Origin of the sequence: Ralstonia pickettii (genome assembly GCF_000607165.1) — a bacterium.
Taxonomy (GTDB): Bacteria; Pseudomonadota; Gammaproteobacteria; order Burkholderiales; family Burkholderiaceae; genus Ralstonia; species Ralstonia holmesii.
Map to the genome: position 1 here is coordinate 22760 of NZ_JFZG01000031.1, position 14273 is coordinate 37032.

Annotated in this window: 13 protein-coding genes; 4 read left to right on the top strand and 9 right to left on the bottom strand. The window is 62.7% G+C overall.

Annotated elements, in window-relative coordinates:
- Positions 1-145: 145 nt before the first annotated feature.
- A complete protein-coding gene (gene cadR / locus BG83_RS0125180; RefSeq protein ID WP_024979355.1) occupies positions 146-580 on the bottom strand; it encodes a Cd(II)/Pb(II)-responsive transcriptional regulator in 435 nt (144 codons plus the stop codon).
- An 85-nt stretch (positions 581-665) separates the two neighbouring features.
- On the opposite strand from cadR, the gene BG83_RS0125185 reads away from it, so the two are divergent.
- The 4 genes from BG83_RS0125185 (at position 666) to BG83_RS0125200 (ending at position 5271) form a co-directional block, all read left to right on the top strand.
- Positions 666-3068: a heavy metal translocating P-type ATPase gene (locus tag BG83_RS0125185; protein ID WP_024979356.1), complete on the top strand. Its 2403-nt coding sequence runs from the start codon at positions 666-668 to the stop codon at positions 3066-3068.
- A 69-nt stretch (positions 3069-3137) separates the two neighbouring features.
- Positions 3138-3650 (top strand): signal peptidase II, encoded by a 513-nt coding sequence (gene lspA / locus BG83_RS0125190; RefSeq protein ID WP_064809139.1) that lies wholly within the window; start codon positions 3138-3140, stop codon positions 3648-3650.
- A 63-nt stretch (positions 3651-3713) separates the two neighbouring features.
- Positions 3714-4562 (top strand): undecaprenyl-diphosphate phosphatase, encoded by an 849-nt coding sequence (locus BG83_RS0125195; protein WP_024979358.1) that lies wholly within the window; start codon positions 3714-3716, stop codon positions 4560-4562.
- 109 nt (positions 4563-4671) lie between these two features.
- Complete coding sequence (locus BG83_RS0125200) at positions 4672-5271, top strand: YdcF family protein (RefSeq protein WP_037032491.1); 600 nt, start codon at positions 4672-4674, stop codon at positions 5269-5271.
- Between the two features lie 173 nt (positions 5272-5444).
- Here BG83_RS0125200 and BG83_RS0125205 read toward each other — a convergent pair whose 3' ends face one another.
- The 8 genes from BG83_RS0125205 to BG83_RS0125240 form a co-directional block, all read right to left on the bottom strand.
- A complete protein-coding gene (locus BG83_RS0125205; protein ID WP_024979360.1) occupies positions 5445-5783 on the bottom strand; it encodes a copper-binding protein in 339 nt (112 codons plus the stop codon).
- Positions 5784-6237: 454 nt separating this feature from the next.
- Complete coding sequence (locus tag BG83_RS0125210; protein ID WP_024979361.1) at positions 6238-6465, bottom strand: hypothetical protein; 228 nt, start codon at positions 6463-6465, stop codon at positions 6238-6240.
- A gap of 131 nt (positions 6466-6596) precedes the next feature.
- Positions 6597-7106, bottom strand: a complete 510-nt coding sequence (locus BG83_RS29060; RefSeq protein ID WP_160169402.1) for a CzcE family metal-binding protein — start codon at positions 7104-7106, stop codon at positions 6597-6599.
- A 118-nt stretch (positions 7107-7224) separates the two neighbouring features.
- The gene (locus BG83_RS0125220; RefSeq protein ID WP_024979363.1) at positions 7225-7506 is read right to left on the bottom strand and encodes a hypothetical protein; all 282 of its coding nucleotides are present in this window, start codon (positions 7504-7506) and stop codon (positions 7225-7227) included.
- Positions 7507-7902: 396 nt separating this feature from the next.
- Positions 7903-8241 (bottom strand): copper-binding protein, encoded by a 339-nt coding sequence (locus BG83_RS0125225; RefSeq protein WP_024979364.1) that lies wholly within the window; start codon positions 8239-8241, stop codon positions 7903-7905.
- The gene (locus BG83_RS0125230) at positions 8238-11408 is read right to left on the bottom strand and encodes an efflux RND transporter permease subunit (protein ID WP_024979365.1); all 3171 of its coding nucleotides are present in this window, start codon (positions 11406-11408) and stop codon (positions 8238-8240) included. Before BG83_RS0125230 ends, BG83_RS0125225 begins: the two co-directional genes overlap by 4 nt.
- Positions 11405-12928, bottom strand: coding sequence for an efflux RND transporter periplasmic adaptor subunit (locus BG83_RS0125235; protein WP_024979366.1), 1524 nt, complete (start codon positions 12926-12928; stop codon positions 11405-11407). Before BG83_RS0125235 ends, BG83_RS0125230 begins: the two co-directional genes overlap by 4 nt.
- Complete coding sequence (locus BG83_RS0125240) at positions 12925-14226, bottom strand: TolC family protein (protein WP_024979367.1); 1302 nt, start codon at positions 14224-14226, stop codon at positions 12925-12927. Before BG83_RS0125240 ends, BG83_RS0125235 begins: the two co-directional genes overlap by 4 nt.
- Positions 14227-14273: the final 47 nt, after the last annotated feature.

A 14273-nucleotide genomic window follows, 5' to 3' on the forward strand; every position in this document is an offset into this window, starting at 1 on the left:
AAGAGCCTACCGGCGAAGCGGGAGAAATGGCTTTAAATGAGAATGATTGTAATTCATGTTTCGCGACGCGGATATCGCGCTGACCGAAAAACAAGCGGCCGAGGTGCGGTCATGCTGCGAACCCACCTCGCCACACCCCCCCGTGTCAGTGCGGGTGCGTGACGTCTCCAGCGCATGCGCAGCCGCCGTCGGACAACCCCTGCAGGATTCCACAGGCTTCAGCGGCTCGCCCATCGGAACAGGTTTCACGCAGAACGCACAAGTGGCGCTTTAGAACCGTCAGCGCGTCGATACGCCGCTCGACTTCCTCGATGTGCTTGTCTAGGAGGGTGTTCACCGCGCCGCAATCCTCGTCTGGTCGCTCGCGGTAGCGCAGGAGCGTCCGCACGTCGTTCAGCGGCATGTCCAGCGACCGGCAGTGGAGGATGAACTGCAGTTGCTCGATGTGCCGCTCGCCATACAGCCGGAAGTTGCCCGAGCTGCGGTCCGGCGGGAGCAAGAGGCCCTCGCGCTCGTAATACCGGATGGTTTGAACCGAGCAGGCTGTGCGCTTGGCTAGCTCGCCAATCTGAATGCTCATGATGTCGGACAGGGAGATCTTGACTCTATAGTAACTATAGAGTGTGTACTTGAGTCCGATCCATTTCAAGCGACAAGGAGATGCTGTGAGTGATTGCGGCTCCAAGGGATGCGGTTGTGCTGCCGCCAACATGGTGACGCCGGCGGACGGCGATACGGCGGCTGTCGACCTGAAACGATCTCGCTACCGGATCGACAACATGGACTGCCCGACGGAAGAAGCGCTCATTCGCAATAAGCTGGCGGCGCTGCCGGGCGTGGTCAACCTTGAGTTCAACCTGATGCAGCGTTCGCTGGCCGTCCAGCACCGGCTGCCATCCCCGGCGCCGATCGACCAGGCGCTCTCAGCTATCGGCATGCGGGCGGTTCGCGCGGATGAAAGCCCCGCCGGGCAGAGCACGGTCCTGACCATTCGTCAGATGGACTGCCCGACAGAAGAAACGCTGATTCGCGGCAAGCTGACGGGTATGCCCGGCGTGTCAGGCATGCAGTTCAATCTCGTACAGCGCACACTCGCCGTTCAGCACGCTGCGGACGCGCTACCGCAAGTGCTGGCTGCCATTCAATCGCTCGGTTTCGATGCCGAGGTCCGTGACACCTCTGCTGCCGCACCCGCTCACGTCCAGGATGCTGCGCCCACCAAATGGTGGCTGCTTGCCATTGCCGGTGCGAACGCCGTGCTGGCAGAAGTGGTCTACTGGCTCAACGGCGGCAATCACTGGGTGGTGGTGATCCTGGCGCTGGCCGCGATCCTGACCGGCGGGCTGTCCACTTACAAGAAAGGCTGGATCGCACTCAAGAACCGCAACCTGAACATGAATGCCCTCATGTCGATTGCGGTCACGGGCGCGATGGTGATCGGCCACTGGCCAGAAGCGGCGATGGTGATGGTCTTGTTCGCGCTGGCGGAAGTCATCGAAGCCCGCTCGCTTGACCGCGCTCGCAACGCGATTCGTGGTCTGATGGATCTCGCGCCCGAGACCGCCACGGTTCAGCGTAGCGATGGGAGTTGGTCCGACGTTGATGCCAAGACCGTTGCGGTTGGCAGCCGGGTGCGGGTCAAGCCGGGCGAGCGTATCGCGCTCGATGGCTCGGTCCTGCAGGGGCGCTCCTCCGTCAATCAAGCGCCGATCACGGGCGAGAGCCTGCCGGTCGAGAAGGCTGAAGGCGACCCGGTGTTCGCCGGCACCATCAATGAGTCCGGGTCGTTCGAGTACCGTGTCACCGCGGCGGCAAGCGACTCCACGCTGGCGCGCATCATCCACGCTGTGGAGGCCGCTCAAGGCAGTCGTGCACCTACGCAGCGTTTCGTTGACCAGTTCGCCCGGTTGTACACGCCCATCGTGTTTGCGGTCGCGCTGCTGGTGGCGATTTTCCCGCCGCTCCTATTCGGTGCCTCCTGGTTGGATTGGATCTACAAGGCCTTGGTGCTGCTGGTGATCGCCTGCCCCTGTGCCCTCGTGATCTCGACGCCGGTGAGCATTGTCAGCGGTCTGGCCGCCGCCGCGCGGCGCGGCATCCTCATCAAGGGCGGGGCCTATCTCGAGGAAGGCCGCAAGCTGAAATGGTTGGCGCTGGACAAGACCGGCACCATCACACATGGCAAGCCGGCGCAGACCGACGTCGTGGCTTGGAGCGGTGCGGACACTTCGGCCGCCGAGAGGCTCGCCGCCAGTCTGGCGGTTCGCTCCGACCACCCAGTCTCCCAGGCGGTGGCCCGCGCGGCGCGGGACCAAGGTCGAGCCCTGCGCGACGTTACCGACTTTGCGGCCTTGCCCGGGCGTGGCGTCCGGGGTTATATCGACGGTGCGCTCTATCACCTGGGCAACCATCGCCTGGTCGAGGAACTCGCGGTGTGCTCGCCGGCGCTGGAAGCCAACCTTGCCGCGCTTGAAACTCAGGGCAAAACGGTCGTGATGCTGATCGGTCCGGACGGCGTACGCGCGCTGTTCGGTGTGGCCGACACCGTCAAGGACAGCAGTCGCCAAGCGATCAAGGACTTGCATGCGCTGGGCATCAAAACCCTGATGTTGAGCGGAGACAACCCGCATACCGCAGAGGCGATCGCTCAGCAGGTCGGTATCGACGAAGCTCGGGGCAACCTGCTGCCGGAAGACAAGCAGCGCGAAATCGAGCAGCTATCCGCACAGGGGACCATCGGCATGGTCGGCGATGGCATCAACGACGCGCCTGCATTGGCCCGGGCCGATATCGGTTTCGCGATGGGGGCCGCCGGGACGGACACGGCGATCGAAACGGCCGACGTCGCGCTGATGGACGACGATCTGCGCAAGCTCCCGGCCTTTGTGCGGCTGTCCCGGTCTACGGCGGGTGTTCTGAAGCAGAACATTGCGCTGGCGCTCGGCATCAAAGCCGTATTCCTGGTGCTGACCTTTACCGGCCAGGCCACCATGTGGATGGCGGTGTTTGCCGACATGGGCGCCAGCCTGCTGGTGGTCGGCAATGGGCTGAGGTTGCTGCGCAAATGACTGGGAAGTTCCAACCAGCGACAACCGTGACACCGCAAAAGCTTCTGGAAGGACCTCTTTGATTGCGCCATGGTCATGCTTCATTCATCACGAACAGACGAGTGGCCGCGCTGGCTGTTGCTGGCGGGGCTGATCGCGCTGTTCGATCAAGCCGTCAAGCTCGGCGTGGCAGTCTTCATACCGCTCGGCACGCGTTTGGAGATCGCACCGTTCTTCAATCTCGTGCATGTGCGCAATCCTGGCGCGGCGTTCAGCTTTCTGGCCGGGGCCGGCGGTTGGCAACGATATTTCTTGATCGCACTCGCCTTCGCCGCATCTGCGTGGTTGATCTGGATGCTCCGCCGCAAGTTGCCTCGATTGGAATCTGTGTCCTATGCGCTGATTCTCGCGGGCGCTCTCGGCAATGCAGCGGACCGGATGGGGCGTGGGCAGGTCGTCGATTATCTGGACTTCTATTGGCGAGCGTGGCACTGGCCCGCGTTCAACTTGGCTGATGTAGCGATTTCACTTGGCGTGATCTGTCTCTTGGGGGCCACCAGGACGCAAAGTCGGTGCGCCCGGTCGGGCGCCGAGTCAAGTTGAACGATACCAAGTACTACCCTTTACACCCGTGCTTCAATTTTAGATTACCGCTAAGCCACACAGATGAACTTGCTACAGATTCTTGTCCTTGCCGTCATTCAAGGGGCAGCCGAACTCCTGCCGGTATCTAGCTCGGCCCATGTCATTGCGGCCGAGAAGCTGATGGGGCTGGATCCAACGGCGCCTCAAATGACGCTTTTGCTGGTCATGCTGCATACCGGCACGATGTTCGCGGTCATTGCCTATTTCTGGAAATCGTGGCGCACCACCTATTTCAGTTCAGGGCAGGCATTTCGCACTAACGCCCTGTGCATACTGGTTGCAACGCTCGCAACCGGTATCGTGGGGGTGGCGCTGCTGCAATTCATTAAGCACGTAGTGGTAGCTGATTCATCGAATTTCGAGATCGAACATCTGTTTGGCAACTCGCGTCTGATAGCCGCTGCCTTGGCTGCAGCCGGCCTGTTGATCATTGTGTCTTCCCGTCTCCAGGATCGGGGGATCGATAACCTCACCCTGCGCCAATCGGCATGGATTGGCGCCGTGCAGGGGCTGTGTCTTCCATTTCGCGGTTTCTCTCGTTCGGGAGCCACTATCTCGACCGGGCTTGCCTTAGGTGTGACGCGGCGGCGTGCCGAAGAGTTTAGCTTTGCGTTGGCCGTAGTATTAACCCCAGCAGTGATCGCCAAAGAAGCGTATCGACTCTACAAAGAATACGCAGCTACCACCACAGCAATGCACTCGGATGGACTCTTGCACCTCATGGGGCCAAGCATGATCGGCATGGCGCTGAGCTTCTTGGCAGGTTTGGTTGCGCTGCGGTGGCTGTCACGCTGGCTGGAGCAAGGCCGATGGCATTTCTTCGGCTGTTACTGCTTGTTGGCTTCGCTGTTGGTACTGTGGATTGGCTAACCACGTTTGTCATGTGCTTCTGCCGAATTGGAGCTTTTTCAGAAGGCTTCGATATTCGGCCTTTCGCTATAGCGAGGTCAGCCGGTTGAGTGATGTGAATCGACGCTCCATGTTACTTCGACGCGCCATTGTCATCGGGCCAGCGATGCTGGCCCTCTTGATCGCCATTGGATTCCTCACAGTGGCATGGCAGATTGTCAGTTACGGAGAGCAGTCGTTTAATGCTCCCGTGGATGCGGCTGTTGTTCTTGGCGCTGCAGCATGGGGGAATAGGCCGTCTCCCGTTTATCGGGAGCGGATTAACGAGGCGATTGCACGCTACCAGAACAAGCAGGTGAAATACCTGGTTTTCACCGGCGGGACACCGGGGGCAGGTTATCCCAGCGAAGGCGAGGTCGGCCGCGAGTATGCGATCAAGCACGGTGTTCCACCTGACGCGATCTTGGCGGAGACCACCTCGCGTACGACTTGGCAAAACCTTGTCAATGCAAAGAAATTATTAGACCCACTTGGGATTCGCACGGTTCTGTTGGTCAGCGATCCGCTACATTTGCGAAGAGCAACGGCAATGGCTAACGATCTTGGACTCCAGGCCCTGCCTGGGCCTACGTCCTCTAGCCGTTTCGAATCCTTGACCACTCGAGCGAACTTTCTGTGGCGCGAAATTTGGCTTTATCTCGACTACCTTGTCTTTAAAAAGCCGTCCTGAAAACCCAAATACATCCAGGTACGCCACGCATGACTCAGGGACAGCCACGTTGCTGCGACGGGCCATTGCTTTCCCTGTGGATGCCACGACAAGGCGCTTTCGTGAGCAGCCCACCCGACTGATCCCGCTCAGCCGGGTGGCGCACGACCGTTGGCCCGTACGCCGCCGACGGCTTACTTGCTCCGCAAATCGACGACGGTCGGCTGACCATCGACCGTATCAAAGACCGCCCACACAGCTTGGCCCTCCCTGAAATTCTTCAGCGACGCCTTGTCCTTGACGGAAAACGTCATCGTCATGGCGCCCATGCCGAGGTTGTCGATGGCGCCATGCTTGAGCGTGACCTTGCCGGTGTCGGGGTAGACCTTGCGGACTTCTGCTGAAACGGGCTTGGGTGCTTGCTGAGACTGCGCTGCCGGCTTCATATCCATACCTTCCATCGGCGTGGCGGCAAAGGCTGCGGGGGCGGATGCCAGCATCAGGGCGAATGTAAGAGCGGAAACGTATTTCATCGTGAGACTTCGTCATGAGAGGGTGGTTGGGAAACAGATGTTGTGTCTGGCCGATGGATGTCCGGGTCGCCGCACTCCTGACTCGAGCGCATGCCGCGATTTATGCGACTGGATGCTTCGAAGCGGCCCAGGCTTTACCCAATGGGGGCCGCAGGGCGGTGACTTACTTGCGGCGGCGGCTCGCGGTCTTGCGAGAACGCGTGCGCGCGCGGGCTTGTCCACGCGGATGACCGGTGCCATATCGTCGGCGCAGGTACCAAGCGAATAAACAGATCGCACAAAATGTCAGCGCCACGGCGACCAAGATGGTCACAATGACATTGAGCGGAAGATCGAAGACGGGGGCTCTATTCACAGTGAGTCACACGCATTGCGATTTGCATCGACGGTCGACTGAAAGCCAGGAACGCCTCAGCATCCCTTGCTTCTTCATCATGCAGTTGGCGGGACAGCGTCAGGCCGCTGATGTGTTCCGACCTGTCAGCGCGTTGCGGCCATCGGTGTACGGGTCGCGCGGATCGTTCACCGAGCGTGCGCCGTCGGTGTAGATATCACGCTTGTCTGCGATGTGCGCACCATCGTGGTAGGGGTCTACCTTCTGCGCGGCCATCACCACACCGGCGGTTGCGCCAAGAGACACCAGTACCGTGCTGGCGAGAATGATCTTCTTGATCGTTTGCATGATATTTCTCCAATCGTGCGGATCTGAGTGGGCTGCGTCGCCATCGCTCAGAATCCCGTGTTGCTCATATCCAGTGATGCGGCGCGAAATGCGCCGGCTCCTGAGATTCCGTCAGCTCACCGCGAGTTGATTTAGTGGCCGGCGTACAGGCCGGTGCCGTTTGGATAGGCCCAGACACCCTTGGCGGCAGGAATCTCCGGAAAGAGCGTGCTCAGCTCGACGGCGGAGTTGCCCTGCCGCGCGGCGAAGGTCCATGCGGTTGAGCTCTGACCGAAGTCAAAGCGCACCGTTTCGCCAGCGCGCACGGGAACGGCTTTCATCCCCGGGACGACGACAACCGTGCGCGAGCCTACGGGCATCGCCGCAGCCCGCTCGCCGAACAGCGCGGCGCCCGCATTGCTCGGCTGGCTGTCCGACCGATGCATCATTTGCTGGTGCATCTTGTCTCCTGTTGCAGACATCTGCCCCATCATTGCGCAGTGATCGCGCATCGCTTGATCGCTCGCATCGCCCGCACTCGCAACCCGTTGTTGTTGCGCGGCCTTGCGGGCACTGTTGATGGCGTCCCAGTTTGGGCCTGCAAAGGCGGATGCACTGAGTGCGGCGAAGGTAATAGCGGAAAGAACTTGGATAGCTTTCATGATTGATCCCGAATGTTGACTGTCAGAGGCGCGACACCACATGGCGTGCATTGTTCGCAGCAAGGTGTGCGCATGGTTTCTGCAATTGGCAGCAGCAACTGCTGCCATTCGGGGTCAATCAGAGTCGTAGTCTGGCCGTCTGAAGATAGATCGGCGCAGATACCACCGTGTAGAGCGACAGGGGATGCAAGGCATCGCTGCGCCCCAACATCTCCGGGCGGGGATAGCGAGCTTCCCGCACTGGTGGCCCATCGCCATCGGGTGGATGGCCCTTGTTGTCGGCCCAGAGACGCCCATCGCCAAACGAGTCGGCACACAGCACCAACTGGTCGCCGCCGGCATTCAGGCAGTCGTCGCGCGACACCAGATTCTGGTGCGCCGGCTCGTACACCGATTCCATCGGGCACACATACCCTGCTGCCGCCAGACGGGTGAAAAGTAAGCTGGCCAGGACGACCCAGCCGGCCAATCGGCGGAGGATCCCGCTGCCGGCCCTCATCGGAGCGACCCCGTTTGCAAACCTGCGACGAGGTTGCGGCCGTGGACATCAAACCGGCCGCGCGCATGCCACCGCCCGGCAAAGCCAGCCGGTGTGGGGAGCATGTCCATGACCTGAGTTCTCACGACGGGGATTCCTGTTTGGTAGTCGAAGCGATGACTTCAAGATAAACCTTCCATTCGTGGGAAGGTCAGGGGGTGCATCGAAAATATTCGAAATCCTGCGGCTCATCATTTTTCGAGCCGCTGCGCGTTGAGGCACACTCCCGCGCTCATCAGCGGGAGCGCACTCTGGCATTTACTTGCGCTGAATATCCACCACGGTTGGTTTGCCACCGACCTTATCGAACATGACCGAGACCGACTCGCCTTCCTTGAAGTTCTTCAGCGAAGCGCGGTCCTTGACCGGAAACGCCATGGTCATGGCCGGCATGCCGAGGTTCTCAATCGCAGCATGTTTGAGGGTGACCTTGCCCGCTTGCAGGTCGATCTTCTGGATATCCGCGGCAACCGGGCTCGGCGCCTGCTTGGCGTGGCCCGCCGGCTTCATGTCCATGCCATCCATGGATTCGGCCGCAAATGCCGCCGGTGCAGCAGCGAGAGCAAGCACGATTGCAAAGGTCTTGATGTGTTTCATAGTGATTCCTCTTGATGTGAGGGGTGGGTGGAAAGCGGTGACGATTCCGTCTGCCGACGGCGGATCAGCAGATACACGGCCGGGACGACGAACAGGGACAGCAATGGCGCGGTGACCATGCCGCCAACCATCGGAGCGGCAATGCGCTGCATGATCTCGGAACCTGTGCCGTGCGCCCACATGATCGGAATCAGACCGGCCAGAATGACGGCGACCGTCATGGCCTTCGGGCGCACGCGCAGGACGGCGCCTTCCTGAATGGCTTCCAGCAGCGCCTCGGTTGTGTTGCGGCCGGCTTCCTGTCGCTCCGTCCAAGCCTGTTTGAGATAGAGCAGCATGATCACGCCGAACTCGGCTGCCACCCCGGCCAGCGCGATGAAGCCGACAACCCCGGCCACCGACAGGTTGTAGCCCAGCCCGTAGAGCAGCCAGAAGCCGCCGATCAGCGCCAGCGGCAGCGTGCCCATGATGAGCAGCGCCTCGTCGATGCGGCCAAACACGAGGTACAGCAGCACGAAGATGATGAGCAAGGTGAACGGCACGACCACCTTCAGCTTGGCGCTGGCGCGCTCCAGGTACTCGAACTGGCCGGACCAGCTCAGCGCGTAGCCAGCCGGCATTGGCACCGCTTTGGCCACCGCCGCCTGCATGTCCTGCACCGCCGAGCGCAGGTCGCGCCCCCGAATGTCCACGTACACCCAGCCGGACAAGCGGGCGTTCTCGCTGCGCAACATCGGTGGCCCTTGCACCACCTGGATTCGGGCGACATCAGACAGCGTGATCTGCTGGCCGCGGTCGGTGACGATCGGCAGGCCGCGCAGTTGCTCGACCGAGTCGCGGTAGTCGCGCGGGTAACGCACATTGATCGGGAACCGGGCCAGGCCGTCGACCACTTCACCCACGTTATCCCCGCCCACCGCCGACGACACGATGCTCTGGACATCTTCGATATTGAGGCCATACCGCCCGGCGGCCATCCGGTCGATGTCGACATTGACGTAGCGCCCGCCGGACAGCCGCTCCGCCAGCGCCGAAGTGACACCGGGCACGGTCTTCACCGCCGCCTCGATCTGCGTGGTCAGCCGGTCGATTTCCTTCAAGTCCGTGCCCGCCACCTTGATGCCGACCGGGCTCTTGATGCCGGTGGCCAGCATGTCGATGCGGTTGCGGATGGGCGGCACCCAGATGTTAGACAGGCCCGGCACCTTGACCACGCGGTCCAGCTCTTCGACCAGCTTGTCGGTCGTCAAGCCAGGCCGCCATTGGTCGCGCGGCTTGAATTGAATGGTGGTCTCGAACATCTCGATGGGCGCCGGGTCGGTCGCGGTATCAGCGCGGCCGGCCTTGCCGAACACGGTGGCAACCTCCGGGACGGTCTTGATGAGGCGGTCGGTCTGCTGCAACAGTTGGGCCGCTTTGCCTGCAGACAACCCCGGCAGTGCCGATGGCATGTACAACAGGTCGCCCTCGTCCAGCGGCGGCATGAACTCACCGCCCGTGCGCAGGATCGGCCAGGCCGTGGCCGCAAGCAGCACGGCGGCGATGACAACCGTCGTCTTGGGATACGCCAGCACCCTAGCCAACACCGGTTGATAAAGCCGGATCAGCCAGCGGCTGAGCGGATTCGATTGCTCGGTCGGGATGCGCCCGCGGATCAGGTAACCCATCAGCACCGGCACGAGTGTCACGGACAGCCCCGCGGCAGCGGCCATCGAGTAGGTCTTGGTGAAAGCCAGCGGCGAGAACAGCCGGCCTTCCTGCGCCTCCAGTGTGAACACGGGGATGAACGACAGCGTGATGATCAGCAGCGAGAAGAACAGCGCCGGGCCCACTTCCGCCGCCGACTCGCCGATCACGCTCCAGCGCTCGTGTCCGGTCAGCTCCCGGCCGGGATTGTCCGCATGCCAGTGTTCCAGATGCTTGTGCGCGTTCTCGATCATGACCACGGCTGCGTCGACCATGGCACCGACGGCGATGGCGATGCCGCCCAGCGACATGATGTTGGCATTGACGCCCTGATAGCGCATCACCAGGAAGGCGGCGAGCACGCCCAGCGGCAGCGAAACGATCGCGACCAGCGCCGAGCGCAAGTGGAACAGGAACACCAGGCACACGAGCGCGACGACGATGAACTCCTCGATCAGCTTGTGCGTCAGGTTCTCTACCGCGCGGTTAATCAACTCGGAACGATCGTAGGTCGGCACGATCTCGACGCCGGCAGGCAGGCTCTTCTGCAGCGTGGCGAGCTTGGCCTTGACGGCTTCGATGGTTTCTAATGCGTTCTTGCCGGAGCGCATCACGATGACGCCGCCGGCGACTTCACCCTGGCCATCGAGATCAGCAATACCGCGGCGCATCTCTGGCCCGAGCTGGACGGTCGCGACATCGCCCAGGCGAACGGCGATGCCTGCATCGCTTGTCGTCAGTGGAATCTGGCGGAAGTCATCGAGCGTCTTCAAGTAGCCGCTTGCGCGAACCATGTACTCCGCCTCGCCCAGTTCCAGCACCGAGCCGCCGGTCTCCTGGTTGGCGCCCTTGAGCGCCGCCAGCACCTTGGCTTGGGACAGGTTGTAGGCGCGTAACCGGTCCGGCATCAGGACGACCTGGAACTGCTTGACCATCCCACCAAGCGATGCCACCTCGGCCACATTAGGCAGCGATTTGAGCTCGAAGCGCAGGAACCAGTCCTGCAGTGCGCGCAATTGGCTGAGGTCGTGCTGGCCGGTCTTGTCCACCAGTGCGTACTCGTAGATCCAGCCCACGCCGGTCGCGTCCGGGCCCAGCGCCGGCTTGGCGGCGGCCGGCAGGCGGGATTGCACTTGGTTCAGGTATTCCAGCACGCGTGAGCGGGCCCAATACAGGTCCGTGCCATCCTCGAACAACACGTAGACGAAGGAATCTCCGAAGAACGAATAGCCGCGCACCGTCTTGGCGCCGGGCACCGACAGCATGGTGGTGGTCAGCGGATAGGTGACCTGGTTCTCCACGATCTGTGGCGCCTGACCGGGGAATGGCGTGCGGATGATGACCTGCACGTCTGAAAGATCGGGCAGCGCATCGAGCGGCGTGCTACGCACGGCCCACAATCCCCACGCGGTCAGCATCAGCGTCGCCAGCAGGATCAGGAAGCGGTTGCGGATGGACGCCAGAATCAGCCGGGCGATCATGGCTTGCCTCCCTGATCCGTGCTGGCGGACGCGACCGAGGACAGGACCGCCATGCCATCCTTGTCTAGGTGGAAGCGGAACCGCACCCGGTCGCCCGACTTCAGGCCTTTTGGCAGACCTGCCGGCGGCGCCGCGAAGTCCATCGTCATGGCGCCCCACTGGATCGACGGAATCGGCCCGTGCGAGATCGTCAGGCCTCCACCCGTGACGGCCTCGATGCGGCCGACGCCTTCGTGCTCGGTGGTGGCTGCTGCGGGCGCGGAGGCCGCAGCCGGTGCCGCCATGCGCTCGGTGGTGCCGCGCAGGCTGGCTTCCGAATCGATCAGGAACTGGCCGGAGGTGACCACTTTCTGACCAGCCTTGAGGCCCGCCAGGATTTCGACCATGCCGGCGGCCTCGCGGCCGGTCTTGATCTCCGTGGCCACAAAGCCGGCCTGGCCTTCATCGACCATGACAATGCTGCGCTGACCAGTACGGATGACGGCCTCCAACGGGATGGTAAGCACGTCCTGCTGCTCGCCACTGTCGAAGCGGACCGTGGCAAACATGCCCGGCAACAGGTGTCGGCCCTTGTTGGGCAGGACAATGCGCACCTTGATGGTCCGCGTTGCCGGGTTGACGTCGGGCAACACGGTGTCGACCTTGCCGATCAGCGGCTCGGCTGCCCCGGTCGGCAGCACCTTGACCGCCAGGCCGGGCGAGATGGTGCGAGCCTGGCCTTCCGGCACCTCGGCAACCACCCAGACCTGGCTCAAGTCGGCCAGGCGGAACAGCGTCATGCCGGGGGAGACCGTCATCCCGTCACGCACCGCGACCTCGGTCACGATGCCATCGATGGGGCTCGCGATACCCACGCTGGGCTGCAGCCGGCCGGATGCCTCGACCGCACTGACCTGGCCCGGCGTCATGCCGGCCTGCAGCATGCGCGCCTTGGCCGCACCGGCGAGATCGGCCTGACCGTGTGCCGACTGACGCAACACAGCCAGATACTCTTCCTGCGCCGCCACCCAGTCCGGCGAATACAGCGTCACCAGTGCCTGCCCACGCCGCACGGGGTCAAGCGTCGCCCTGACCGCGACGTGCTGGACGAAGGCGTTTGTGCGCGCCTGGATTACTTGCACGCTGCGCTCGTCGATGGCGATGTTGCCGGGCGCCTCCAGTACCGCGCTCAACCGGCCGGCTTTGACTTCGGCCGTGCGGATGCCGAGGTTTTGCGCGACACGGCTATCGACCGTGATGCCGCTGGCACCGCTATCCCCGTCCGCATAGACCGGCACCAACTGCATGTCCATGAAAGGGGATTTGCCCGGCTTGTCGAAACGTTGCCCGGGCACCATGGGGTCGTGCCAGTACAGCACCTTCTTTCCGGTCTTGGGATCGATGCCGCCGGATGCCGTGCTGGCCGGCATCGACGATGGTGCCGACCGGGCACCCTGCGTGACGCCGACCCGGTAGGCGCCATAGATCGCGGTCCCGACAAGAACGAGCCCCACAGCCGTGGCGATGATCTGTTTTTTCATTTGCGTTCCTTGATGGCGGACTCGGTCTGCGCGGTGGGCAGCGGAACTAGGAAGGTCAGGTCCGCCCACAGCTTGGCCGTCTTGGCTTCCAGTGCGAGTCGCTCCAATTCCGTGTCGATGGCGCGATGATTGGCTTCAGCCACGGCCAGCAGCGATCCGGTATTGGCCCGATACGCCGTCAAGGCCGCCTCCGCCTGTGCGTTGGCGAGCGGCAAGGTTTGTTGGTCGTAGCGCTTGAGCCGTTCGGTATTGCGCTGCAACTCGGCCAGCTTGGCGCCGACCATGGCCTGGGTATCGCGCCGGATGATTTCGGACTTGGCGCGCGCTGCCTGGGCCTGCGCCAGCCTAGCCGCGACTTCGCGGTCCTGCCGGTTGCCCTGGTCCCAAGGCAGCGGAAAGCTGATGTTCACGGAACCCATGTTTGAGAACGCAGAGCCGCGCTGGCTATACATGAACTCGACCGTGACATCCGGCTTCTTGGCTTGCGCAGCGGCCCGGATCTCGCTCTCTGCTAGCCCTACCTCACGCTGCGCGGCGGTGATCTCAGGCACGGTATCCAACTCACCGCGCGCCAACCGCTCGACCGGCGGGGGAACGTCCAGGCGCGGCGGCTCGGAGAGCGGGCGGGTGGCGGCCGGGCCGATCCAGCGTTCCAGTGCCACGGCACTGGCCGTCACGGCGGCGCGGTTTTCGTCCAGGCGGTCCTGCAGTTTCTGGATTTCCAGTTCCATCGCCAGCACGTCGGCGCGCGTGCCCCGTCCACTGCGATACGCGGCGGTTGCCGCTTGCAACGCGAGTTCCAGTGGATGTCCATGGTGGCCCAGCAAGGCCCCCGTTTGCTCGGCATACCAGCGGTCCAGCCATGCGCCGACGGCGTTGCGCTGCACGTTGGCCAAGGCGACCGCGCGCTGCGCTTCGGCGGCGTCGGCTTCCGCTTCGAAGCGTGCCGCCTTGGCGCGGCGCTTGTCCGCACGCGTGAATTCCTGCATCACGCTGATGGAGCGCATGGTCATGAAATCCCGGCTGACCGAGAACTGGTCCGGGCCATTGACCGGCACGTTGTTGATGCCGAGCTTGAGTACGGGGTCCGGCAACTGGCCGGCGGCGACCGCCATTTGGGTCGCGGCGTCGATGGTGCCGCGCGAGGATTCGGCGTCGCCGGCATGCACGGTGGCAAGCGCAACGGTTTCCTCAACAGAAAGCGGAGGAACAGATTGCGAGGTCGCGGCATGCGACATCGCGATGCCGAAGGCAGGCGCGCAAAGCAACGCCAGCGTCAGGCGACGTGGAAAAAGCATAAAGCCTCCATGAACGACGACAGCTACCCCAGTCTAGAGAGGGCAGC